This window comes from Rubrobacter tropicus (genome assembly GCF_011492945.1).
GTDB lineage: Bacteria > Actinomycetota > Rubrobacteria > Rubrobacterales > Rubrobacteraceae > Rubrobacter_D > Rubrobacter_D tropicus.
Genome location: NZ_CP045119.1, coordinates 3,679,416 through 3,704,644, shown reverse-complemented (window position 1 = coordinate 3,704,644; position 25,229 = coordinate 3,679,416). Strand labels below are relative to the sequence as shown.

Sequence of the window (25,229 nt, the reverse complement as noted above, 5' to 3'; positions counted from 1 at the left end):
TGTTTCGTAACAAACATACTATGAAATTGTGGCGTCATGCTCAGGTTAGTAGCAACGTGCGAGCCGTATAGCAAGGCTGCGGGGAGGCGATGATGGTACGTACGATTCACCTGTTGGTCGTGGGAACGGTCTTGCTCGCGTTGTGCGCGGGGATACCTGATGTGACCCGGTCTGCCCGGGCCGATCCCGGACCATCCTTCCGCATCTCGGCCCCCGAACGAGTGGACGTCGGGCAACCGATCAAGATCATGCTGAGCGTAGAGAACGCGACCAACCTCGGCGGCTACGAAACCAACCTGGTCTTCGACCGTCAGGCCGCGAACCTCGTTGGATTCTCTCAAACAAACGGGAATCTCTCCCGCAGCGGCCGCGATGTCGAGTCGCTGGGCCCGGTAGAGCAGCCTTGGGGCATCTCCATCGGCGCGTTCTCGTGTCCGACGGGGGAATGCACGCGGTCGGACGAGCCCCCGGAGGCCGCCCGTGGCGTGGGGGGCGCTGTCGAACCCTTCGCCGTCACCATGGTCCCGAACCGGACGGGTGTTCTGGAGTTCGAGTTGGCCGAGACGAAGTTCGTCGACGCGACCGGCAATCTGTTGCGCGTCCGCGCGGCAGACAAGAGCGTAGTTGTCCGAGTCGGCCCCCGGAACGCGGGCCCTTCTTACCCCGCGCCGGACGTCGTGTCGCAAGGCTCGAGGGAGCCGGTGCCTTCTCCTCGGTCCTCCGACCTGACCGAAGACGGACGGGTCACGTACGCCGACGCCATGGAGGTGGCGCTCGACTGGACGGCGCTGCGCGAGGCCGGCGGCGCCTGTGGCTCCGTGGAAGATCGTAGCCGGGATGTGAACCGCGACGGCTGCGTCGATGTTGCGGACCTCCAGACGATCGCCGCAGATTACGACGGCGACGGGGCGGAGACGGGATTTGCAGCGGACCTGGGGGCTGGAAGGTCGTCGGCTAGCTCGTTGATCGCCCCGCTCTCCTCGCTTTTCGAATGGTTATCCCCGCGACCGGCGCTGGCGCAGGAGGTGTCGACGTTCACGGTGAGCTCGACGGGCGACGGGGTCGACGCTGACGTCGGGGACGGGACCTGCGCCGCCGCCGACGGCGGCTGTACCCTACGGGCCGCCATTCAGGAGACGAACCTCCACCCTGGACCGGATACGATAGCTTTCGACATACCCGGCACGGGCGTCAAGAGCATCCAGATAGGCAGCACGCTGCCAACTATCAGCGACGAGACCGGGCCGACCACGATCAACGGCTATTCCCAGCCGGGGTCGTCGCCCAACACGGCCCCTCTGGCGAGCAACGCCAAGATTCGGGTGCAGATCACCGCTTCCCAGGCGTTTCCTGAGGGCGTGTACGGTCTCACGATGACCTCCCCCGGGAACGAAGTACGCGGTCTCTCTGTCTTCAAGGTGCGAAGGGCCATATGGCTGTACGGCGGCAACGCCAGCAGCAACACGGTCGCCGGCAATTTCGTCGGGACGAACGCCGCCGCCACCTTCTCCGCTGCGGCGTTCGTCGACGACGGGGAGGGCGTCAGGGTGCAGAACGGCGCGAGCGGCAACACGATCGGTGTCGCTTCGCCCGAGGGCCGCAACGTTATCTCGGGAAACTCCCGCAGGGGCATATCGTTCTTCGCCAACTCGAACTCCAACCGCGTGGTCAACAACATAATCGGCCTCGGACCAGCTGGGAACAAGCGGTTGGCCAACTTCAAGATCGGCGTAGACCTGAACCTGAGCGCGGCCCAGAACCAGATCGGAGGCACCCAGCAGTACGAACGCAACGTGATCTCCGGCAACCGCCTGGAGGGCATCGAGCTCTCCCACGGCGTGGCCGTGACGGGAAACAGGGTCGTCGGGAACTTTATCGGCACCGATCTTTCCGGCAACGCTGCCCCGGACTACGCTTCCCACGAGGGTTGGAACGTGCAGGTCGAGGATAGGCCCGTCGACAACGTGGTCGCCGACAACGTGATCGGGAACAGCACCACGAAGGGGGGGATCCTGGTCACGAAGAACTCCAAGAGTACCCGGATACACGGAAACCGCATCGGCATCGCGCGTGATGGCACTGCTATACCGAACGCCCTCTCGGGCGTGCAGATCGACGGCATCAACGGCACCAACTCCTCGGACTCGTACGTCGGGCCGGATAATGTCGTCGCGAACAACGGGGTAAATGGCGTGCGCATCTTCGGTGCGGACAGCGACAGGAACACGATCACACGCAACTCAATCTTCGGCAACGCAGGGCTCGGGATCGACCTCCCGACCCTTGGCAGAGATACTCCCAACGACCCGGGCGACGTCGACGGCGACGCCAACGAGCAGCTGAACTTCCCTGTAATAGAGACGGCCACGCCTCTTGCGGTTACGGGGACGGCTTGTGTGGGATGTACCGTCGAGGTCTTTATCGCGGATTCAGCCACGGGCCCCTACGGCGAGGGCAAGACGTTCATCGGCTCGTCCGTCGCCGGCCCTGACGGTACGTTTTCGGTGCCGGTGACCGGGGTCGCAAGCGGAGACCGCGTAACCGCGACCGCGACTGACACGACGGGCAACACTTCGGAGTTTTCGGCGAATAAGACCGTCCCGTAACGAACCGCGCACGCTCCGTCCAGGACGGTCACTCGATCAGGCCTCCGCCCCCGTCGGAGCCCACGGAGCTTTGTGGCAATGCCGGCAAGTCGAGCGATGGCCTCGATGCCGCACGCGTCAGGGGAGTAGATCGTTCCTGGCCGCAAGAAGGTTCAGCCGAGGTCGAGAGGAAGACCGCGAGTCGGGGCGACGGTGCGCTAGCGGCGCAGCCGGTTATCCGAGGCCGTGGGCCAGGAGGGATCACGTGTCCGAGTTGTTCCGTTGTCGAGTTGTGGAGAAAGATACAAGTCGTCCACTCGACGAGGTCGCCTAGACCGGGACTGAAGGAGCCGACATGCGGAACGACGACCCCGCGCCGTCAAAGGTGCTTATACTGGACCGCCAGGCCCTTGCGCGAGAGAGAATACGGGCCGCACTTTCGGGCGAGCCCGACTTGCGCGTGGTCGGCGAGGCGCGGGACGGGCGAGAGGCCCTCGAGTTGTGTCGCGATCTCCGGCCGGACATCGCTTTGGTGGGTCTCACGCAACCGGATGCCGTCGAAATGGAAGCCGCCAGGGCGCTCAAGGAGGAATGTCCCGGAACGAGGGTGCTCCTTCTGGCGACCAGGGAGAGCGAAGACCTCCTGCTGGAGGCGGTACGGTTGGGCGCCGCCGGCTACGTTCTGAAAGGGTCGACGCCCGCCCAACTGCTGAACGCCGCACAAAAGACGCTTGAGGGCATGTCTCCTTTCAACCGCGAGGTGGCTATGCGCCTTCTCAAGAGGCTGGAAGGCGAGAACAGGCGTGAGCAGCAGACGAAGTTCCTACCGGTCGGGCGAACCCCCGCGCGGTCAGAAAGGGCCGCCAGAGGAACCCTCCTTACCCCCCGGGAACTCGATGTGCTGCCGTACCTCGTCAAGGGCAACACCAACCACCAGATCGCCCAGGAGCTTCACGTGAGCATCTCGACGGTGAAAAAGCATCTGGAACACATCATCTCCAAACTAGAGGTCTCTGACCGCACTCAGGCGGCCGTCAAAGCCGCGGAGTTGGGGTTGGTGCGGGGCACGAGAGATAGGGGCTCTTCCTCTGGGCATTCTTAGTGTCGTAATCCCGGTCGGATATGGGTCTGCCGGTCAGAAAATATGGGTCAGATGACCAATATACAGCGTATCCAGTTGAGTAGATACTTGGCCGAAAGAAAAACCGTAAGATGCTGCGAAAGAATTCCTTTGGAGGGGGAATCGTAGCTTCTCGCTGTAGGCTGTACTACTCGCAGGGCCTCCGTGCGATTCTGGCTACGTAGGGGCGTCTTACGAACCCGTGGCCCGGGCTTGCTGTGGTGGCCGGTACAGCCGAGCCCCAGGCGGCCTGGACTGAGTCGGCAAGGGCAGATTGTGAGGAGGATCGCAGGGGAGCGCAAAAACGACGGAGGTCTAGCGTGAAACGTTTGTTGGTGTTGTCAGCGACCTTGGCCACGCTATTCTCGGCTTTTGCCTACGTCCCGCAGGCAGAGGGGGCGACCTGCACGGGCAAGCAGGTCTCTCCGGGGCAGAACCTTTCCAGCGTGGCAGCCAACGCCAGGGCTGGCACGACGTTCTGCATCAAAGATGGCAACTATGCTGTCCCGACCCCGGTAAGGGTCCAGAATCGTGACAGGTTTATCGGGATGTTCTCCGATGGAACACGTCCGTCTGTCACGACCACGAAGGCGCAGCACGTGTTCGATGCCAACGGTTCCCGCGGGGCCACGATCCGGGGACTCGGGATGAGTGGCGCGGTGGGCGGAGACCACTGCAAGCCGAACTGCGGAAGAGGCATCGGTGGTGGTACGAACCTCACGATCAACAACGTGTGGTCTCACCACAATCAGAACCAGGGAATCGGGGGCACGGGACCCGGGCTTCTCGTTACCTACTCCCGGATAGATCACAACGGAAGTCCCGCCTTCGCGAGGTTCGGCGAGTCGCAGAGCGCGGCGGGCATCAAGAGCGTCAACTCGATGACCGTGCTCAACTCTCGCGTTCACGACAATTACTGGTCCGGCGTATGGTGTGACAACGACTGCGACGCCTTTCAGGTGAGGAACAATACGATCACGGCGAACGGCAAGGCGGGCATACACTACGAAGCGTCGAGCGGTCCGGCCGTCTTCGCCAACAACGTTATACGGGGCAACGGGACCAACGCCGCGGTGGCCGGGCGCCGCGCTGGGCTCATCATCTACGCGTCCGCCAATGCCGAGGTGTACGGCAATGCCTTCGGGAGCAACACGTACTACGGTATCCACGTGGCCGAGGACGACCGCGACTGGACACCGCTTCTCGGGAACATCAGCATTTACAACAACACGATGGGCGGCGACGCTATAGTCGGCTGCACGCTCTCGGGCGTGGGATGCCTCTAGTCCTGCAACGGAAGCTTCCGCGGACAGGGGCCTCGCTACCTTCCCGACCGGGGAAGGAGTCACGGCCAGGAAACCGGCGTTCTAGAGGATGGGCGCAACGCTGCCTGCTCGGAGTTCATGCCGATCGGAGTGTGAGAACGGCCGTCAGTCGGGCGAGTCAGGGCCTCGGGGATTTCGGTCCTTGCTGAACGTTGTGATTCGGGACGCCGGGGCGGTGCCAGATGACCTGCGCGCGTACGCCATCGTGTCGTAGCCTGTTTTGGTAGTGATCCCCCGAGACCGTATCGTAACGATGAGACAGGCGGGCGGGTCAAAGGCGGCGTGCCGAACCATCTCGCTACGACCCGGTCACCTGCTCGCGGCCGGCATTCCGTGAGGACGGTGGCAACAGACGGAGGGAGCAACCGCACATTCGGGGCTCGGTCTCCAGAGACCGAGCCCGTTGGTAATCCCCGTCGCTGCGCCGCAAGTTGGGGCCTTCACGACCGTGGAGATCGTCGGCGCGCCACGCGGAGATGAAGGTAGTCGCGGGGCGTACGAGCGCCCTCATCTACCATTCTTGTAGCAGTGCACCCGCCAGTCGGGCAGCCCGCACCCCGAGAGGGCGTCACCGTTCAGACGGTTGTGGTGAAAATCGATATTCCTTAGGGCGAATCCCCCATCGCCTCTGGGCTCCGCCCTGAATCTCGCCTCATCGAAAGCGACAATGAGGGCGGCGCCGTTTTTGCCGCCGAAGGTGTTGCCGAATACGTTCAAGTTCTTGCTGTTGAGGGCGATCAGGTCTGCCCGTCGAGATCCCGCCGCCGCGAGGCCGCCATTGTACCTGATGGTACTACCCTCGACGATGGCGGCACCGGAGGAGATCTCGTCGTGCACGCCGACCTTGCCGTTCCTGACGACGGTCGAATCGTGCACCTCGAAACGGGTGCAGTCGATGTCGCACCACAGGCCGGCCCAGCGGTTGTCTTTGACGACCGAGTTTCTGATGATCATCGAGTTGACGCTCTTGATGCCCGCCGCGCTCACCGGCCCGGCAGTCTCGCCCGTGAAGGTGGAATCGTACCCGTTGTCGTCGAACACGGAGTTGACCACGAGTAGACCGGGACCCACCCCGCCTATGCCCTGATTGGCGTTGTGCATGAGGTGCGCATCAGAGACGTAGAGGTTCGTGCCACCCCCGCCTATGCCCCGCCCGCAGTTGGGAGAACAGGCCTCGCTGCCGATGGCCCCCTGAACCCGAAGGCCGATGATCGCAGCTGAGTCGGAGCCGAACGTGTCGAAGATGGTAGTAGCGCCTGCGCCCCTTACTATCGGCCTAGTTCCGTCACCGTACACTCCCCGGAAGCGGTCCCCCGACTGTACTTTGACGGACCGAACGACAGGGTACTCGCCGTCGTTGATGCAGAACGTCGTCCGCGCGCCATGGGCGTCTGCCACCAGAGAGATGTCGTCGCCTTCGCGGATCTGAACGCCCGAACAGTCGGTCGCCGCCCGTGCTGTTCCCTCTCCCCACCATACGACGGAGCTTGCGATAAATGCTAATAATATAACAAGCGGGCCGCGTGCCATCTTCCCTCCTTCGGTAGCCCGGCCACCTCCTGAGAGGTCCGTGGCTTTGCGTCCTCCGCCTCGCGACGGGTTTGCCTTTTCGTGAGTTTGCCCAGTCTACTACAAATGCACGTGGGACCGGAGTAAATGCGCACACTAGCGGGTGAAATGGACGCAAGCTGCCGGTCCGATCGGTTCCCAGGTTTGGTGTTCGAGAGAACAGGAGTATGGAGCGCGAAGCTCTTCCACGACAAGAACAAGCGCATCCGACACACGCCACACGGTCGCTCCAAAGCCGGAGGGGTGGGCCCTTCGATCTAAGATAATTCTTCGAACGCTCTCAAGTTGTGGCCCCCGTGAGTCCGGCTCGTATCCTCCGTAGATACACCAACGAAAGCGGCGCGACGGCCCAAAGACGCCCTGTACGCAGGATGCGCCACCGCTATCCGCGAGCTCCCAAGAATCTCACAGCGACAAAGTCAAATCGCGGCGGCGGCCCTCTCTTTACGGAGTCTTAGCCGCCAGGGTCGTCGGAGTATCGGCCGCTCTTGTTGGTCCTGATCATGCCACCCAACATCACCCAGCCGCAGCCGAACAATATCCCGAAGAGCACGTGAGCCCAGCGAGCCTCGATGAAACCATTCACGTCGCTAAAGTGGTAGAGCCAACCTGACAGTCCCGTAGCCAGGGGCAACCAGCGATAATCTTGCGAGGTTGTCGCGCCAAGATGGGCGAGGCCCACCAGGGTCAAACCCAGCAGTAAGCAAGGAAACCAGTCGAACAAGAAAGGCGGCAAGCCTTTTCCGGCAAGGTACGCATACCTCGCCGCCGCATCTACGGCACCAGAGGCATCCAAGACACGGTATAAGAAGCCAAGCCCCGCGCCCAGGCTACAAAAGACGAGCCCAACTGACTCAACCCAACCTAACCGTTCCCTACTCCAAACACAGAACGCTGCCGCGCCTGCCAAGAATAGCAGCGGTACGACGAAACCCAGTACTTTTGCGACGGCCTCCTGGGGGGCCGAAGAGCTTTCAAGGCCATGGAAGTAGCCCCACACTACGAACAACACCCCGGCAAGCATTGCTCCTACTCTGCCCCAATGCACAAGTGATGACCCTGGTCCCATCGTCTGTTTCGATTCGGACGGTTGCACGATGCTTATGATGACACCGAGAGACGTTCCGTGCATCCTACGAAAAAACGGTACTCGTGAGGGATTTGCCCGGTCCCTGTTCCGCAAGGGAGGGTTCACAGTGTAGGTGTGGAGGGAGTCGATCGGTTCAGAATTCGTGCCCACCCAGAATACGATCAACAGGAATGCGCACGATACTTTCGTAAACGTTTTGCCGCGTGAACGCTGGCCGAGGACTGATAGCAAGCTTGAAAGACGCCAATCGCACCGAGCATGAGCGCGTTGCGGATCGTCGAGGTGTCGTATCGGTGGTCGCCCCGCGCGCAAAAGCCTAGAGCGGCTTGCAGAGGCCAATGCCTCTGCAAGCCGCGCGGTCAGCGATCAACCCGCTGCGGCTTCGCCTCCGCTTTCAGCTATCAGCGGTCCGCTCTAGGATACGAACCCGAGGGTCTGTTGTTCTTCGATGTCCCATCTGCTGAACAGTGTCTCCAAATGTGCCAGTTGGCAGATGTGCCGATTACCGCTCTTTTCTAGCATCTCGGCATGAAGGGTGAACCCAACTTCGGCAGTCAGCTAAGCGACCTCTCGAGCAGAAGAAATGCGTTCGGTGCGAGAGCGTTGCAGTCCATAGGGATACCGGCGAAGCCGACGAGCCTGGCTGAGCTTCATGCCGGGCGTCTGGGAGAATCGTGGCGACAGCACCTGAACGACCTGCTACTGGTGTTGGTGGATTGTGCGCTCGCGCTCGCCGTGTGGCAGCTGGCGATACTGCTCCGCGCCTTTTTCATGGGAGGCTCGGTCTCGGAGGTCACGGTTGTCGGGGTGCTTCCCATCGTTACGGTCTGGGTGGGCTTGCGTGCCCTGCTCGGCCTGTACCCCGGCTACGGGATGAACCCGGTGGAGGAACTGCGGCGTCAAACCTACGCCGTGCTCGCCACGCTGGCCATAACCGCAACGTTCGCGGTCGCGGTGCAGGTGGACGATGTGGTCTCCCGTTCCGTACTGGCCATGGGCTGCGCGGGGCTCCTCCTGTGCGCCCCTGTCGTGCGACAGCTCGTAAAGTGGCGCCTGATGAAGCTACGCCTGTGGGGCAAGCCGGTGGTCGTGTTCAGCTCCGGAGAGACCGGAGGGCGCGTCGTCGCTTTGCTCGCGAAGGAGTGGGGCCTCGGATACAAGCCCATAGCCGTGTTTGGAAGCCATCCTGGGGAGGACAGGCGGCACTACGAGGCGGCCCCCGACGACAAGAGCCTGGCCGACGCTATGAGGCTCTCTCGGAGGTACGGCGTGGACACCGTGATCTTCGCGATGCCGCATACCCGCCGAGAGCACTTGGAGAGGCTCGTACACTGGGCGAGCTTCGGCTTCCGGCACGTCACGGTGATACCGAACCTCGAGGGCGTTGCCAACTCGGCGGTCGTCGCCAGGGACCTTGCCGGCGTCTTCGGGGTGGAGATCCGCTACAACCTGCTCGATACGTGGGTACGTCGGGTCAAGAGGGCCCTGGATCTCCTGGCCACTGCGGCAGGGGGCATCTTCGTCGTCCCGCTGCTACTGGTGCTTTGCATGTTGGTACGTTTAGAGTCGGGTGGCCCGATCTTCTACACGGACACGCGCCTGGGACGCAACGGGGAACCTTTCTCCTGCCTGAAGTTCAGGACCATGATCCCCGACGCGGAGGACGCACTGCGGCGGATATTGGAGAGGGATCCGGAGGCGAGGGCGGAGTATGCCAGGTACCACAAGTTGCGGGAAGACCCGCGTGTCACCCGGGTCGGCCGGTTTCTGAGGAGAACGAGCCTGGACGAGCTTCCGCAGTTGTGGAACGTGCTCAAAGGGGAGATGAGCCTGGTCGGTCCGAGACCCTACCTGCCGCGGGAGTCCGGGGACATAGGGGTGACCCAGAGCGACATACTGCGCGTCTACCCCGGCATGACGGGCCCGTGGCAGGTGAGTGGACGGAGTACCACCTCCTTTGAGGATCGGGTGCGGATGGACGCCCACTATGTACGAGATTGGTCGGTGTGGTTGGACCTTGTGTTGCTGGCTCGCACGGTCAAGGCGCTCGCGACTGACCGCAGCGCGTTCTAAGGGGAACGCGTGCTGGAAGAACACCCCCGGGGCATGGTCGCGTTGAATAAAGCCGAAGGGCACGATGGGAGAAGGGAGATCCGCTACCAGCGACCCGCGGAGGAGGCTCCTGCGGTCGCGATGGTGCTGGACCAGGATCTCGCGGTGCGCTACGCGAGCCGGGCGGTCGGACGGGTTGCCAGCGACCCCACCGTCGTCGTTGCCAACCCGTTGTCCGTGTACTTGCACCCAGAGGATGGCGTCTGGGTGCGGGACGCTCTCGCGACGCCGGATCGCGGGACGGTCCACAGGCTGTCGGTGGAGAGCGAGGAGCCGGCGAGGATGCTCGAGGTCCCCTTGGGCGAGTTCGACGAGGAAGACATCGTGCGCCTCGAAGACGCCTACGGACGCGCGGGATCGGTACCGGGTGCCCAAGACCGCTACGGTAGGGAGGCCGAACGTGCGTAGCGATGATGGCAACACGAGGGCTCTGTTCGTGTGCACAGCCAACGTGTGTCGTAGTCCGATGGCGGAGGCCATCTTCAACGCCCTGGCCGAGGAGCGGGGCGTCTCCTGGAGGGCGAAGAGCGCCGGAGTGGCGGCCCTGGTGGGGGAGGGGATCTCTCCCCGGGCCGGCGCGGCGCTCGAGGAGGTCGGGGTCTTCGCGGAGGGCCACCGGGCGCGTCAGGTGGATGCCCGGATGCTCGAAAGGGCGGACCTCGTGCTCGCGATGACTCGGACCCATGCGGACACCCTGCTACGCCTCTCGCCCCAGGCCTCTACAAAGGTGCACACCCTGATGACCTTCGTCGGCGACTTCGGCGAAGGGACGGACATTCCGGACCCCTACGGCCAGTCTATGACCGCCCACCGGGCCTCCGTGCGCCAACTCTTGCGCTACCTCGAAGCTCTGGTGGAGCGTGTGAAGGTCGGTAACGGAATGTAGGCGTAGAAATCGGACACGCGGTGGTTGGGGTACGTGCACGATAAGCGATGTTGTCGCCGATACGCGGCGGAGGAGGGACATATGACGGAACCACAGTTGCCCGTAGGGTACCGTCTGGAGCTCAACATCCCGGATTTTCTCTATCTACTCAGGCCGGACGGCTCCCGGGTAGGCGTGTTCCATGCATGGAGTTGGACGAAGGAGGCCGTCGAAGCGGCGGCCGAGCAGGACGTGGAGGGGCCGTCTCAGTCGGACAAGAGAACCGGCGATGATTCATAGAAGGACAAGCATGGTTTAGGCTTGTGGCTGGGCCCTACCGTGCCCGGACCCAGTCGGCCACCTCCGCAAACGCCCGATGCGGTTGTCATCGAGGAAATCTCCTAGAAGAGACGGGTAGTACCGTGGCGGAGGCGTCAAGGAATCGTCCAGCGCACGACGAAAGCGTGGCCCCGCGCGGCGCCCGCCATTATAGTTGAGGTCGAACCGGCGGAAGGTCGGGGCGCGACTCCGGAGTCCGGCCGGTAGCCGGCACCAAGCCGTCCTGGGAGGGGATCGGGCTGAGCAACTCTCTGCTGAGCAATCGCGGTTTCATGAGGCTCTGGGCCGGTCAGGCCGCCTCTTTCGTGGGCGACGCCGTATCGATGGTCGCGCTCGTGGTTCTGATCGTCCAGATCACCGGCAGCGCCTCGGCGGTGGGGGGGGCGCTCGTCGCCCGCGTCCTGCCGACGCTCGCCAGTCCTTTCTTCGGGGTCCTGGCGGACAGGCTGGACAGGAGGATGGTCCTGGTGGCGAGCGACCTGGCCCGCGCGCTGTTGGCCGTAGGGTTCGTCTTCGCCCGCGACCTTGCCGTCCTTTACGTCCTGATCTTCTTGATGGGCGCGGCGCGCGCCCTCTTCAACCCGACCGTGCGCGCCGCCTTCCCTGGCGTAGTCGGGGGGGGCGACCTGACCCGCGCGAACTCACTGATAAGCGCCACCTTCAGCGTCTCCGTGACGGCCGGACCGGCCCTCGGCGGGCTTCTCGTGGCGGGCGTGGGCGTGGGCGCCGCCTTTCTTCTGGACGCGGCGACGTTCTTGTTCTCCGCCGCGCTTCTCTACCGCCTGCCCCTTTCGGGCCCCGAGGCGGAGTCAGAAGAGAGTTTCCTCTCCGAGTTCAAGGCCGGGCTCGGCTACCTCGCTGGCGCACGCGTTCCCCTGGCGATGGTCGCGGGTGCTTTCCTCACGGTGCTGGCGACCGACCTTGCGACGCCCGCCGAGGTGTTTCTCGCCAAGCAGACTTTCGGAACCGGCGACGCCGGCTACGGCCTGCTCTTGGGCGTCTGGGGCGCCGGAATGGCAGTCGGCAGCGCGTGCATGGGCGTGTTGGGAGATCGGGTGCCGCTGCTGCCTATCTACTTTATCGGTATCTTCGCGTGGGCCTTGGCCCTGCTCGGAACGGCAACTTCACCAATCTTCGCCGCGGCGCTGGGCGCGCTCGCCGTAGCCGGGGTCGCCAACGGTGTGGACAACGTCGTTACGGACACGGTCTTGCAGAGGCGCGTACCCGAGGCCCTACTCGGCCGGGTATTCTCCGTACGATTCACGGGTTACAGCGCCGCAGAGGCGCTGGCCTACCCTCTTGGCGGGCTCTTCGTAGATACCTTCGGGCCCCGTCCTACCTACGCCCTCTCCGGCCTCGTCACCGCCGGCGTCGGCGTCCTTATCTTGCTCTTCTTGCTGCCTGCCCTGCTGGCACGGCCCGAAGGGACGCAGGGGTGAAAGACAGGCGTATCCGGCCGGCGGGGGCCAACTTGTCGCCGGGGCGAGGCGTACCGTGACCCGCGTCCTTGCTGCGACGCACGCTGGCGTTCGGGCGCATGCGTGCATAATCGGATGGTGGCAAGTAGCATTAGGTGCGTAGGAGAACCTGAAGAGGGGGTGATCAAGCATGGCGAAGCGAACCTGGTAGACCGCGTCGGATGGGAGACAACGCAGGGTGTACAGACGAAAAGAGGGGGTGTGTTTCCGTGGCGAAAAGGACCTGGTAAAGACTCGGGCAGATTTGCGCGTTGTGCGATGCCCGAGTTCTGTGCAAAAATAGTGGCGTTTTGGACTCGGGCGTCGCGATGGGCGAAAACAAGCCGGGGGAGCATCGTCTAAGAACCTACGTCGGGGTCTTAGCTGCTCTCGCGACGGCGCTCGTCGGTTCATGGGTGTACCTTTTCGGGCTCACCCTGGACGCGCGCCTCATCGTGGGCACCCTGATTCTGGGCAGCCTGGTCCTGCTCGGGGACCTCTACGCGCTGCGCGTGAGCGAGCAGTCCGCTATTGGCGCGTGGGACATCGCGCTCATGGTGGCCGTGGTGATGGTCGGTCCGACCTGGGCCGCCCTCGCGGCCGTTCCGTCGGCGATCCTGGTCGGCGGACGAAGTCCATTGCGAACGACATACGAGTTGGCCCACAGTGTAGTAATCGTTCACCTGGCGGGTGCAGTTTTTTCGTTCGTCTCGGGACCGGTACTGTTGGATGGTTCGGCCCCTCCTGCCGCCGTTCTGTACGGTGCTCTACTCTCGGGGGTGGTCCTCACGGGGGCCAGCGAAGCCGTCAGCGCCGCAACCTACAAGGTAAAGTACGAGCGTCCGTTCGGCGAGACCTGGCAGGAGGTCGTCCAACCCTACCTGCTGCCCGATCTGGTCAACGTCCTTACGGCGGCGTTCGGCGTGCTGGCGCTCGTTCTCTACGGGCCCGTGGCCGCGGTGGTGACGGTGGCCGGCGCCATGTGCAGCCAGGTTCTCGTCTACCGCTCCCGGGAGCAGGTAGAGAAGATCCGCGAGCTGACGGATCGCCTGTCCTCCATGGAGGACGCCCTCGCGAGCTCGAATACGACGTTCGCCACCATGATAATCCGCGATCTGGGCCGCCGGGACGGCTACACCCACCGCCACGCCGCGGCCACCGCCGTCTACGCCGCAGACCTGGCCCGGGAGATGAGGCTTGAGGATTCCCGCGCGGGACGGTTGCGGATCGCGGGCCTCCTGCATAACATCGGCCTCTTCGGCCTGCCGGAGGAGATCCTCTTCGCCACGGGCAGGCCGAACTCCGTCGCCCAGGCCCGGCTAACCGAGCACCCGGTCCGCGGCGAGCAGGCGCTCGCCGCGGTGCCCGAGTTCGGGGAGGTGGCCTCGTGGGTGAGGTGGCACCATGAGAGACCGGACGGCCGTGGCTACCCCGACAAACTCAGGGGCGCGTGGATACCCGTGGAGGCAAAGATACTCGCCGTGGCCCAGGCCTACGCCGCCATGGTACTCGACGGACCCAGCCGCCCGGGCATGAACCCCGCAGACGCGCGCCGAGAACTCGGCGGCGGCGTGGACACGCAGTTCGACGGGGTGGTGGTGCGGGCGTTCCTGAGGATCCTGGACACCGAATCCGAGGGGTACAGGATGGCCGACGACCATCGGTTCGCCTTCTTTAGCTTGGAGAACGGGGGGCGATTGGGGTTCCGGGAGGGTAACGATCACGGGGCAGTCCCCCGATGAAAAAAGTCGAGAGCCCGAGTGCACGGCCCATACGCGAGTCGTACGAGGGCCCGATCCGCCTGGCGCTCGCGGCCGTGGTTCTATTGTGTTTGGGCGTATCCTGGAATTTTGGGGACGCCGTGTGGGCTTATGTGGCGGCGCTGGTCGCGGCCGGCCTGGGCCTGCTCGCGACCGTCCGGCCGGGGCTCCTTTTCCGACGGAGGATCGTGCCTGTCACGGCGGACACGCTCATCGTAAGCATGGTCTTGGCGGATACTGGTGGCGCCGCCTCCGTCTTCTTCCCGCTGTATTTTCCGGCCGTGCTCTCGCTGGTAAACGTCTCGGGTGACCCGGAGGGTCGCGTCCGGGCGAGGGCCCAGAGCGCCGGCGCGGCGTTGGTCCTTATCGGTGGGTACCTGCTCGCCACGCTCGCCGCAGGGGGGTGGGAAAGCTCAGGATTGTCGCAGTTCGCCTTGAGGATGGCGATCCTGGTGCTCTTCTGCGCCTCGGCACTCCTCGTGGGCTCTGAAGTGCACGCGCTCCGGACGCGCGCGGCCGGACTGTCGGCCGCCGTTGCGCAGGAGAGGGACCGCGCCGGGAGGGTCGCCGCGCAAGCCGGCGCCATGACCCCGGTCCTGGAGGCACTGAACATCGAGTCGGCCCTCGGCTACACCGCGGAGGCCGCTTGCGCCGTCGCGGGGGCCCCCTACGGGCACGTGGCGTCGCTCAGGGGCAACACGCATCGCACCGTCATGCGGGGGGAGGCGGACGCTTGCCCGAGCTGGTGGCATCCTTCCGTGCAACGCCTCGTGCTCTGGAGCTGTCGTGAGGGTGGCGCCGTTCGGCTTGACGGGGGCGTTCACGGTATGGAAGGCTTCGTCGCGGTACCCGTGGGCTCACCCGACGAGGAGAAGTGGGGCGCCATAGTCGTCGGGGGCGGTCGCGTGGGGGCGGAAGAGGAGCGCGAACTGCTGCGGCTCGCCGCCGAGGTGCGGCCCGCGCTGGAGCGGCGCCCGGACGCCGCCGGCGGAACCGACCCGTCGTCGGGTTTGCCGAACGCGTCATCGTTGGCCCGCGTCCTGCGTCGCGAGCTTTCTGCCGGCGTCGCTCCGGCGGTTCTGGCTGTCGGGCTGGGGGATGCGGCTTCGTCTTCGGCGGAGGACCTGCTCGGACGCCTCGGAAAGAGGCTCGGGTGCCGAGGGCTGCGGGCCTTCCGGTACGCGGAGGATACGATCATCGTACTGGCGCAGGTCAGCGAAGAAGCCCAGGCGGCGGGAAAGGCTCGCTCGCTGATGCGGGTTCTCGACGAAGAATCGAAAGGCCTCATAGGAACCGGCGTGGAGACGGCGGTGGGGTTCGCGCGACCCGGGACGCAGGCCGAGAACCCCGACACGCTCGTGGCGACGGCGCTGCTCGCGCTCGAAGAGGCGCGGGGCGAGGCGGGGGGGATCGCCGGTGCGGTTGTGGGCGCCCGGGAAACCTCCGAAAGTGGGCCGGCAGAACCGGACCAACCGTCCGTCCGGGGTTTGGTGAGGGCCATGGTGGCGCGCGATCCGTACCTGGCGGGTCATTCGGCCGGCGTTTCGCGCGTCGCAGGCAGCATTGGCCGCGCTTTATCGTTGCCCCAAGACGAACTCGACGCCTTGGAGATCGGGGCCCTGCTCCACGACGTCGGCAAGATCGGCATACCCGACCAAATCCTGCACAAGCCGGGCAGGCTGACCGACGAGGAGTACGCTGTCATAAAGCGGCACCCCACCGTCGGCGCCGAGATAGTGGCCCCTATCCCCGAGCTTGCTGTCGCGCTGCCCGCGATCCGTCATCACCACGAGCGCTTCGACGGCCTGGGCTACCCCGACGGCCTGCGCGCCGAAGACATCCCGCTCATCGCGCGGGTGGCCGCCGTGGCCGATGCCTTCGATTCGATGACGCGCGAGCGCCCGTACGGCAGCCGTAAGCCTGTCGGGGTGGCCCTGGAGGAGATCATGCGCCAGGCCGGCGCCCAGTTCGACCCGACGGTCGCAAAGGCGCTGTACCAGGCGATCCTCGGCCCCGATGCCCCTCGCGCGGACGACCTGGCCATGTGAGCGAAGCGCCCACGGACCGTTCGACGGGAGAGCATGAAATTCTTGCCGGGTGAGATCCTGCGGAGGAGAAGTCTTTGGTGTCGCGTCTTGGGGCGGGCCTGATCGCATAGTCCCGTTAGGTCGCGGGGTTTGCCGAAACCGCCTTCGGTTCCTGGCTCCGGGGCGCGAGGTACGAGCCGCCACGATGTATACTTGCCGCTCGAAGAATGGGCGTCGGAAAGGGAGCAGTGGGGTTCCCCAAGCAGGACCGAGAAGAGCTGACCAATGGTGCGAACGGTGGAGTGCATGAACCTGAGCATGTGACCGGTGCGCCGGGAGAGGACAATCGCTGGTTGCGATCGGTCCTGGAGAACTCTTCCGAGATAGTGAGCATCGTCGATCCGGATGGCACGCTTCGCTACGCTAATCCTGCTTGGAGCCGGATCTTGGGCTACGATCCCGAGGAGACGGTCGGCATGAACGTGCTGGATTACGTGCATCCTGACGACCTTCCTCACGTCCTTGAAGAGACAGGGAAGGCTCTGTCGGAGGGAGGTATCGCCAGAAACGAGGCCGAGTACCGCTTCAGGCACAGCGACGGCTCCTGGCGGTGGATGCAGAGCACGGGTACCTACCTGCTCGACGATCCGGCGGTGGGTGGCGTCGTGGTCAGCTCCCGCGACATCACCCGGCGCAAGGAAGCTGAGAAGGAAATCTACGATTTACGCCGGGAGTACGAGGAACTCGTCGGCTCGGTCGAGGCGATCATCTGGAAAGGGGAGGCCCAGGACCTGCGCTTCACCTTCGTGAGCGACCAGGCCGAGACCATCCTCGGCTATCCGGCGCAGCGCTGGACGCGAGAGCCTTCGTTCTGGCAGGATCATATCCACCCCGAGGACCGCGAGTGGGCGGTCGACTTTTGCCGCCGGGCCGTGGACGAGAAAGAGGATCACCACTTCGAGTACCGCATGATCTCCGCAGACGGCGGCGTGGTGTGGCTGCGGGACATCGTGTGCGTGGGCGTCCAGGACGGCGTCCCCACGCAGCTGTTCGGCGTGATGGTGGACATTACCGAGCGCAAGATGGCCGAACGAACCATCGAGCGACTCGCCCGCCGCAACGAGCTTATCCTCGGCTCGGCCGGGGAAGGCATATGCGGCCTCGACCGCAACGGTCGCGCGACCTTCGTCAATCCGGCGGCCGCGAGGTTGACCGGGTTGGGTTCCGAAGAGCTGATCGGCCAATCTCTCCACGAAGCCATCCACCACTCCAGAGCCGATGGAACACGCTACCCGGAAGGGGAGTGTCCTATCCGCGCGACGCTCTCGGATGGTGAGGTCCACCGCGTGGAAGACGAGGTCTTCTGGAGCAAGGATGGCACCGCCTTTCCCGTCGAGTACACGAGCACCCCTATATGGGAGGACGGCGAGGTAACCGGGGCCGTGGTGACCTTTGCCGACGTCACCGCGCGCAGGAAGACCGAAGAGGCGTTGAGGAAGAGCGAAGAGCACTTCCGGTCCCTGATCCGAAACGCCTCGGACATCATCACCCTCTACGACACGAACGGGACTGTCAAGTATGCCAGCCCGGCCCTCGAACGTGTGTTGGGCTACGACCCCGAGGAAAGGATAGGAGCCGAGTCGTTCGAACTGATCCATCCAGACGATGTCGCCCGGGCGAGGGAAACGTTCGCCGAGATCCTACGCAGGCCGAACATCCCGGTATCGATGGAGGTAAGGGTGCGGCATCGCGACGGCTCCTGGCGGCACCTGGATACCGTGGGTACCAACCTGCTGGACGACCCGAACGTGGGGGCGGTGGTGCTCAACGGCAGGGACGTGACCGAGCGCAAGGAGGCAGAGGGGCGCTACCGCACCCTCGTGGAACAGATCCCGGCTGTGAGCTACATAGACCGGGCCGACGGCTCCGATACGCCTCTGTACACGAGCCCGCAGATAGAAGAGATGCTCGGCTATACGCCGGAAGAGTGGTTGACCGGTAGGCTGTGGCCGCAGCGGCTACACACCGAGGACCGGGAGCGAATTCTGGCGGCCGATGAGCGCTTCGAGAGGAATGGCGGGCGGTTCGATGAGGAATACCGGTTGCTGGCCAGGGATGGCTCGGTGGTTTGGGTACGCGAGCAGGCGGTGCTGATAAGGGACGAAGCCGGGGAACCCCTTCACTGGCAGGGCGTACTCTTCGACATGACAGAGCGCAAGGAGGCCGAGGAGGCCGTGCGCAAGAGCGAGATCAGGTTGGCGGAGGCACAGCGGCTGGCGCACCTTGGCGGGTGGGAGTGGGACGTGCGGACGGGGAAGATCTCCTGGTCGGACGAGGTCTACCGCATCTACGGTCTCGCGCCCCAGGAGTTCGTGCCGAGCTTCGAGAGGTTCATGAAGATCGTGCATCCAGAAGACAGGGAACGTCTCTCGGAGGTCATAAACGGGGCCCTGGTCGGTCACAAACCGTACGACGTGGAGCATCGCATCGTCAGGCCGAACGGGGAGGTGCGTTGGCTGCACCGTCGGGCGGAGGTCGTCAGGGATGAGGCGGGTGAACCCTTGCGGGTAGTCGGCACCGTGCACGATCTCACCCAGCGCAAGGCCCTGGAGGCGCAGCTCAAGCATCGGGCCTACCATGACCCTTTGACAGATCTGCCCAACCGCGCGCTTTTCGTCGACCGGCTGGGTCAGGCCTTGAGGCGCACCCGGCGCCAACGGGGGCGCAAGGTCGCGGTGCTGTTCGTAGATCTGGACAACTTCAAGGTGGTCAACGATTCTCTGGGCCACGAGGTGGGAGATCTCCTACTCGTGGTACTGGCCGAACGCCTGCGACGCTGTTTGCGTCCGGAGGACACGCTAGCTCGATTCGGCGGCGACGAGTTTACCGTGCTCGTCGAGGACGTCGGGGACCCGGTCGATGCAGTCCAGGTGGCGGAGCGTATCACGGCTGAGCTCCGGAGGCCTTTCTCCCTCGAGGGCAGGGAGCTGTTCGCCTCCGCGAGCATAGGTATCGCCCTGGGAGGGTCCTATAGCAGGGGCCCGGAAGAGCTGCTCAGGGATGCCGACACGGCTATGTACCGGGCCAAGGAGGAAGGCTCGGATTATTGTATGTTCGACCCGCGGATGTACGAGCGAGCCGTCCGACGCCTAGAGCTTGAGAATGACCTCAGAAAAGCCGTGGAATCGGGGGAGTTGGCCGTCCGCTACCAGCCGATGGTGTGCCTCCAAACCGGCGAGACCCGGGGCGTGGAGGCGTTGGTCAGGTGGTACCACCCGCGACGGGGTCTGCTCGATCCCTCCGATTTCGTGCCGATCGCCGAGGAGAGCGGCCTCATAACTCCCGTCGGGACCAAGGTGCTGGAGGAGGCCTGCGGCCAGGCTAAAGAGTGGCAGGACAGTCACCCTCACACGCCCCCGCTCGTATTGTCTGTGAACCTCTCGGCCAAGCAGCTCCAGCGCACCGAACTGGCCGGCACCGTGGAGCAAATCTTGGAGAAGACCGGCCTGGAGGCGAGCTGCTTGACCCTGGACGTGACGGAGACGGTCTACGTCAAGGCGCTGGAGGGCAACACGGCCGCGTTGGACGGGTTGAAGAAGGCGGGGGTACGCATCTCCATAGACGATTTCGGGGTGGGGTATTCCTCGCTCTCGTACCTAAAGCGCCTGCCGGCCGACATCTTGAAGATCGACCGCTCTTTCGTCGCAGGTCTAGGCGAAGACATGGAAGACACGGCGATCGTGCGCATGGTCATCGAGCTGGCCCACACCCTGGGGATGGAGGTGGTGGCAGAAGGCGTAGAGAAAGGAGAGCAGGCAACGAGCCTGCGGGAGATGGGCTGCGATATGGCCCAGGGCTACCACTTCGCCAGGCCGTTGCGCCCCGAAGAGGTGCCGCGCTTCCTGGACGGGTAGACGATGAGCCCGCGCACCGTTGCGCATTACCGAGGATAAGGGCACGGCCGAGTTGCGGCAGGTCAGGCGGAGAGTGACCGAACCGGCTCAGGTAAGGACAGCCGCGATGCCGTCTAGTGTAACGCTCGCTCCGAAAATTCTGACGATGACTCTCTTGGCATCCATGAGGTCGCGCCTTTTGCCACACTTTTTGGAATAGACGATCGGCGGACAATATACTTCCTGAGATTCGTCCGAAAGAGGGCGTTGATCGTTATCCCGTCAGAAACATTCGCGCCCCGAACACCCCGGTTCGGGGAACGAAGGATTGCGCGTAGGGCGCGAGAAGAAAGAGGCATTTGCGAGCGGCGGAGATGGGCGCGAAGCGGCCGAGGCGGCCCTCAAAGAGAGCGAGGCTAACTACCGCGCGCTGATCGAAGACCTACCTGAGTTGATCTGCCGTTCCTTGCCGGACCTGACGCGCACCTATGTCAACGAAGGCTACTGCCGCTATTTCGGCAAGAGCCGGGAAGAGTTGCTCGGAAGTAGTTTCCTGGATCTCCTGCCGGAGAAGGACCGCGGTCCACTGCAAGAGCACCTGGCCTCGTTGACCCCCGAAGACCCGGTCGACGCTTTCGAGCACTGGGTATGGCGGCATGACGGGGAGGTACGCTGGCAGCAGTGGACCAATAGGGCCGTCTTCGACGAGGGGGCAACCTTCTCGGCTACCAGGCGGTGGGCCGGGACTTCAACGTTAGAAAGCTCGTGGAGGAGGCGCTCAAGGAGAGCGAGGAGCGCTTCCGTCATCTTGTGCAAACGAGGGCATCGAGAGGCCCGAGCAGCTCTCCCTGGCGAGGGACCTGGGTTGCGAGCTGGCCCAGGGCTACCTTATCTCGGCACCGCTGCCGGCGAGGGAGGCGTCGAAGCTCTTGTTCGCGTCTGGGAAGATCTCTCAGAACCCCGGCGTATGTGCGTGGAGTCGGCGTGGGAGGCCTGGCTGGCTCCCTACCAATCGGGACGGTCGTTACGGACCGCAGGGGAAGCGTCTTCTCCTCCGGGCGCAACAGGGTTCGCGAGCGCTCCGGATTGGTACGGGCCATGAGCAGGCACGCGGTCCCGGCCTCCGAGACGGTGCATGCGCTCGACTGGGGGATATCGTCTCTCGCCTAGGCGAGACTTGAACCTCGAAACCTTTCCGCGGGTATAATGTGGCCTGCGCAAATAAGGCCATACAGGTGGAGAACAGAGTTGCCCGCATTCTTTCGGCCCATGCTCGTCTTCGGGGGCGGTTAGGAGAGCGCTCGTGTCGAGCATGACATCCTATTCTCCGGGTGGCGAGGGGTGGTTCCTCTCGCTGCTCAACAACGCGGCGGACATCGTCACCGTGCTTGCGGAGGACGACACGGTGCTCTACGACAGCCCTTCCATCGGGCGGACGTTGGGATACGAGCCGGGGGAGCGCGTAGGGCGCAAGGGCCTCGACTACGTCCACCCGGACGACGCGGAGAGGGTTCGTGCGGCCTTCTCTCGGCTGCTGGAAAGGCCCGGGATCGAGGTGCCGCTCGAGTACAGGATACGGCATAAAGACGGTTCCTGGCGCCACGTCGAAGCGACCCGCACCAACCTCCTATCCGACCCGGAGGTGGGCGGTATCGTCGCCATCTCGCGCGACGTCACGGACCGCAAGCTCGCGGAGAGGAGGCTTGAGGAGGCCGAGGAGCGTTACCGCAAGCTCGTCGAGGGCGTGCCGGCCGCGATCTATATGCGGAAAGGGCTCACCAGCGAGCCCGCCTCTTACGAGGTGACCTACATGAGCCCCAGGGTAGAGGAGATTCTGGGTTACCCACCCGAACGGTTCGTAGAAGACCCCGGTTTCTGGACGGAGGTAACTTATTCGGAGGATCGCGGGCGCGTTGTGGGCGAGGACAGGGGCGCCGATGGAACCGGCGTGTCGTTCTCGATGGAGTACCGCATGGTTCGCAACGATGGCCGCGTGGTGTGGGTGCTCGACGAGGCCGCGCCGGTCGGAAAAGAAGAAGGGTTTGCCCACTGGCAAGGCCACCTAACCGACATCTCGGCGAAGAGGGAGATCGAGGAAGCCCTCAGAGAGAGCGAGCGCCGTCATCGCCATCAGGCCAGGGAGTCCTCCCTGCTCCACCAGGTCCGCACGGCCCTCTCGCGCGAGCTGGATCCCGGGGACGTCTTCGATGCGGTCGTGGAGGCCGTCGCGGAGACGTACGGCTACGTCCTGGTCAGCGCGTACCTGATCGCAGACGAAGAACCGCAGAAGGAGTTGGTCTTGCAGCGCCAGGTGGGGTACCGCTCGGTGTTGGAGCGCATCCCCCTCTCGCGGGGCGTGATGGCGCGCGTCGCGCGCTCTGGTGAGCCGGCGTACCTCGAAGAGGCCCACACTGACCCCGAGTTCCTGGACGCTATACAAGGCATCGTCTCCGAAATCTGCGTGCCCTTGTTCGACCGGGACGAGGTGATCGGGACCCTGAACGTCGAGAGCATCGACGGTGCGAAGCTCGCTGAAGAGGACCTGCGGCTGTTGGAGGCAGTGGGCGAGCACACGAGCGACGCGCTCAGCCGCGCCCGGCTACACGCGCGGATCAAGGAGGCCGAAGAGCGCTACCGGGCGCTGGTGGAGAACGTGCCGGCCGTCGTCTACATAGACGCGGCGGACGAGAGCAACTCCGCCCTCTACCGCAGCCCTTTCGTGCGGGACGTCTTGGGCTACGAGCCCGAAGAGTTCCTCCACGATCCGATGTTCTGGCAGAACATCCTCCATCCCGAAGATCGCGAGAGGGTGCTGGCCGAGAACGAGAGGACCAACGGGACGGGTGAGCCCTTCAGGATAGAGTACCGTATGATCCGCAAGGACGGGCGGGCAGTGTGGCTCAGAGACGAGGCGGTGCTGATACGCGACGACGAGGGAAGGCCCAGGTTCTGGCAGGGTTACTTTGCGGACGTAACCGAGCGGAAACTGGCGGAGGAGCGAATCAGGGAGACCGAGGCGAAGTACCGTACGATAGTCGAGGGGGTGCCGGCCGTCACCTACGTGCATGCTCAGAATCCAGGTGGCACGAGCTACACGTCCTATATCAGCCCGCAGATCGAGGCGATCCTCGGGTACACCCCCGCTGAGTACACCTCCGATCCGGAGTTCTGGAAGACCGTGTTGCACCCCGAAGACAGGGAGCGCGTGCTTGCGGAAGACGTGCGTACCGGTCAAACCGGCGAGCCCTTCAGGCTAGAGTTCCGCATGGTTGCCAAGGACGGCCGGATCGTGTGGCTCAGGGAGGATGGCAGGCTCATAAGCAAGGAGGGGGAGACAGAGGTCTGGCATGGCGTGATGTTCGATATCACCGAGTTCAAGCGCACGGAGATGGCGCTCAAGGAGAGCGAGGAGCGCTACCGGAAGCTGGTGGAGCTCTCACCTGAACCCATCGCCGTCCACGACGGGGAACGGCTACTGTTCATAAACCGGGCCGGGGCGCAGCTCTTCGGTGCGGCCTCGCCGGAGGATTTGGTGGGCAGGAAGGTTCTGGACTTCGTACATCCCGCGTATCGGGCGCTCGTGTCCTGGCGCGTCCGGCACACCCTCAAGACGGGCGACCGGGCACCCTTGTTGGAGGAGAAGTACCTCCGGCTCGACGGTGGCGTGCTGGACTTGGAGGTCGTCGGACAGCCCATAACCTACTCGGGCAGGCCGGCGGTGCAGGCGGTCCTCAGGGACGTCACGGGGCGCAAGTTACTCGAAGAACGGCTCGCCTACCGGGCCACTCACGATTCTCTGACAGGGCTGCCCAACCGGGCGCTGTTGACCGAGCGCTTGGAGAGGTGCCTCCTGAGGACGCGGCGGGGCATCGGGCGGGTTGCGCTGCTGTTCATGGATATAGACAACTTCAAAGTCGTCAATGATTCGTTGGGCCACGACGTGGGAGACCGGTTGCTCGTCGCGGTCGGCAGGCGACTGGAGCAGTGCCTGAGGCCCGAGGACACGGTGGCGCGCCTCGGCGGCGACGAGTTCGTCGTACTGCTGGAGGAGGAGAATGCGGGGGCCGCAGAAAAGGCCGCCGCGAGGATCGCCGAAGCATTGGGTGACCCCTTCGTCCTCGACGGCCAAGAGGCCTTTGTGACCGTCAGCATCGGGATCTCAAGCGGCGAGGGCGGGGCGAAGGACCCAAGCGACCTCTTACGGGAGGCGGACCTGGCAATGTACCGGGCCAAGCGGGGAGGGAGGGCGTCCTACGCCGTCTTCGAACCCTTTATGGAGGATCAGGCCAGGACCCGCCTCTCCCTGGAGAACGACCTGCGCCGGGCGTTGGAGCGCGGGCAGTTCCGCCTGCACTACCAGCCGATCATTAGGATAGAGACCGGCGAGGCTGTCGGCGCTGAGGCGCTCTTGCGTTGGAAACACCCGAAGCGTGGCTTGCTAGCCCCGCGCGACTTTCTCCAGGTGGCGGAGGAGACGGGCCTGATCGTTCCGATCGGACGCTGGGTTCTCCGGGAGACCTGCCGCCAGATACGGGCGTGGTGGGAGGAGGTGAGGGGCGTAGGCCCGGACATAAGGTCCGCCGGCGGGCCGTTTCGCATCAACATCAACGTCTCCCTGCGCCAGCTACGCGACGCGGACTTTACGTCGGACGTCGCCAGAGCCGTCGCGGGGACGGTTCTCCCTCCCGATGCCTTTACACTGGAGCTCACAGAAGACGATCTGGTCGGGGAAACGAGCGCCGATCTTGGCGTGCTGCGCGAGCTCAAAGGTATAGGGGTCGGTTTGGCCATAGACGACTTCGGGACGGGATACTCGTCGCTCTCTTCCCTGGGACAACTTCCCGTCGACCAACTTAAGCTCGACCGGTCGATAGTGGCCGGGGTGAAGAAAAACCGCGCGAACGCCGCGATCGTCTCGGCCACGGTTGCCCTGGCCGAGTCTTTGGGCCTGGGGCTGGTAGCGGAGGGGGTGGAGACCGAAGACGAGCGCTCGACCTTGCTCTCCCTCGGTTGCGCCCTAGGACAGGGCAGCTACTGGAGATATCCCCTCCCTCCGCGATGACAGAACCGAGACCTCCGATGAATAC

General features: G+C 64.3%; 14 protein-coding genes, 1 pseudogene and 1 riboswitch. Of the genes and pseudogenes, 14 read left to right on the top strand and 1 reads right to left on the bottom strand.

The genetic code is table 11. The features are described 5' to 3' along the window. Positions 1-92: 92 nt before the first annotated feature. The 3 genes from GBA63_RS18495 to GBA63_RS18485 all read left to right on the top strand — a co-directional run bounded on the left by GBA63_RS18495 (position 93) and on the right by GBA63_RS18485 (position 4,991). A complete protein-coding gene (locus GBA63_RS18495) occupies positions 93-2,606 on the top strand; it encodes a hypothetical protein (RefSeq protein ID WP_166178470.1) in 2,514 nt (837 codons plus the stop codon). 334 nt (positions 2,607-2,940) lie between these two features. After that, entirely contained in the window at positions 2,941-3,687 is a 747-nt protein-coding gene (locus GBA63_RS18490) for a LuxR C-terminal-related transcriptional regulator (protein WP_166178468.1), read from the top strand. Between the two features lie 338 nt (positions 3,688-4,025). Beyond that, entirely contained in the window at positions 4,026-4,991 is a 966-nt protein-coding gene (locus GBA63_RS18485; RefSeq protein ID WP_166178466.1) for a right-handed parallel beta-helix repeat-containing protein, read from the top strand. Positions 4,992-5,537: 546 nt separating this feature from the next. On the opposite strand, the gene GBA63_RS18480 is transcribed toward GBA63_RS18485, so the two are convergent. Next, positions 5,538-6,560, bottom strand: coding sequence for a right-handed parallel beta-helix repeat-containing protein (locus GBA63_RS18480; protein ID WP_166178464.1), 1,023 nt, complete (start codon positions 6,558-6,560; stop codon positions 5,538-5,540). Positions 6,561-6,569: 9 nt separating this feature from the next. After that, positions 6,570-6,646: riboswitch (cyclic di-GMP riboswitch) on the bottom strand. 1,646 nt (positions 6,647-8,292) lie between these two features. On the opposite strand from GBA63_RS18480, the gene wbaP reads away from it, so the two are divergent. From wbaP to GBA63_RS18430, 11 genes and pseudogenes are all read left to right on the top strand, one after another. Next, on the top strand, positions 8,293-9,762 hold the full coding sequence (wbaP, locus tag GBA63_RS18475; RefSeq protein WP_166178462.1) for an undecaprenyl-phosphate galactose phosphotransferase WbaP: 1,470 nt from the start codon (positions 8,293-8,295) through the stop codon (positions 9,760-9,762). A 9-nt stretch (positions 9,763-9,771) separates the two neighbouring features. After that, positions 9,772-10,209 (top strand): cupin domain-containing protein, encoded by a 438-nt coding sequence (locus tag GBA63_RS18470; RefSeq protein WP_166172285.1) that lies wholly within the window; start codon positions 9,772-9,774, stop codon positions 10,207-10,209. After that, positions 10,202-10,687: a low molecular weight protein arginine phosphatase gene (locus GBA63_RS18465; protein ID WP_166178460.1), complete on the top strand. Its 486-nt coding sequence runs from the start codon at positions 10,202-10,204 to the stop codon at positions 10,685-10,687. The genes GBA63_RS18470 and GBA63_RS18465 overlap by 8 nt, the downstream gene beginning before the upstream one ends. Positions 10,688-10,768: 81 nt before the next feature. Continuing rightward, entirely contained in the window at positions 10,769-10,966 is a 198-nt protein-coding gene (locus GBA63_RS18460; RefSeq protein ID WP_166178458.1) for a hypothetical protein, read from the top strand. A gap of 272 nt (positions 10,967-11,238) precedes the next feature. Further along, positions 11,239-12,444: an MFS transporter gene (locus GBA63_RS18455; RefSeq protein WP_323127049.1), complete on the top strand. Its 1,206-nt coding sequence runs from the start codon at positions 11,239-11,241 to the stop codon at positions 12,442-12,444. Between the two features lie 329 nt (positions 12,445-12,773). After that, a complete protein-coding gene (locus GBA63_RS18450; protein WP_166178454.1) occupies positions 12,774-14,204 on the top strand; it encodes an HD-GYP domain-containing protein in 1,431 nt (476 codons plus the stop codon). After that, positions 14,201-16,270 carry an HD-GYP domain-containing protein gene (locus tag GBA63_RS18445; protein WP_166178452.1) on the top strand — a complete coding sequence of 690 codons (2,070 nt, stop codon included), beginning with the start codon at positions 14,201-14,203 and terminating at the stop codon, positions 16,268-16,270. Before GBA63_RS18450 ends, GBA63_RS18445 begins: the two co-directional genes overlap by 4 nt. A gap of 332 nt (positions 16,271-16,602) precedes the next feature. Continuing rightward, a complete protein-coding gene (locus tag GBA63_RS18440) occupies positions 16,603-20,163 on the top strand; it encodes a sensor domain-containing protein (protein ID WP_166178451.1) in 3,561 nt (1,186 codons plus the stop codon). Between the two features lie 307 nt (positions 20,164-20,470). After that, positions 20,471-20,842, top strand: a pseudogene (locus tag GBA63_RS24515) (PAS domain-containing protein); the annotation flags it as partial. 284 nt (positions 20,843-21,126) lie between these two features. Continuing rightward, positions 21,127-21,312, top strand: coding sequence for a hypothetical protein (locus GBA63_RS23775; protein WP_228282168.1), 186 nt, complete (start codon positions 21,127-21,129; stop codon positions 21,310-21,312). Positions 21,313-21,454: 142 nt separating this feature from the next. After that, on the top strand, positions 21,455-25,204 hold the full coding sequence (locus tag GBA63_RS18430; RefSeq protein ID WP_228282618.1) for a PAS domain S-box protein: 3,750 nt from the start codon (positions 21,455-21,457) through the stop codon (positions 25,202-25,204). Positions 25,205-25,229: the final 25 nt, after the last annotated feature.

Excerpts from the sequence above, each read along its gene's own strand:
- GBA63_RS18495 (WP_166178470.1), top strand. The coding sequence starts at position 93 with ATGGTACGTACGATTCACCTGTTGGTCGTGGGAACGGTCTTGCTCGCG.
- GBA63_RS18490 (WP_166178468.1), top strand. The coding sequence starts at position 2,941 with ATGCGGAACGACGACCCCGCGCCGTCAAAGGTGCTTATACTGGACCGC.
- GBA63_RS18480 (WP_166178464.1), bottom strand. The coding sequence starts at position 6,560 with ATGGCACGCGGCCCGCTTGTTATATTATTAGCATTTATCGCAAGCTCC.
- GBA63_RS18460 (WP_166178458.1), top strand. The coding sequence starts at position 10,769 with ATGACGGAACCACAGTTGCCCGTAGGGTACCGTCTGGAGCTCAACATC.
- GBA63_RS18445 (WP_166178452.1), top strand. The coding sequence starts at position 14,201 with ATGAAAAAAGTCGAGAGCCCGAGTGCACGGCCCATACGCGAGTCGTAC.
- GBA63_RS18430 (WP_228282618.1), top strand. The coding sequence starts at position 21,455 with ATGACATCCTATTCTCCGGGTGGCGAGGGGTGGTTCCTCTCGCTGCTC.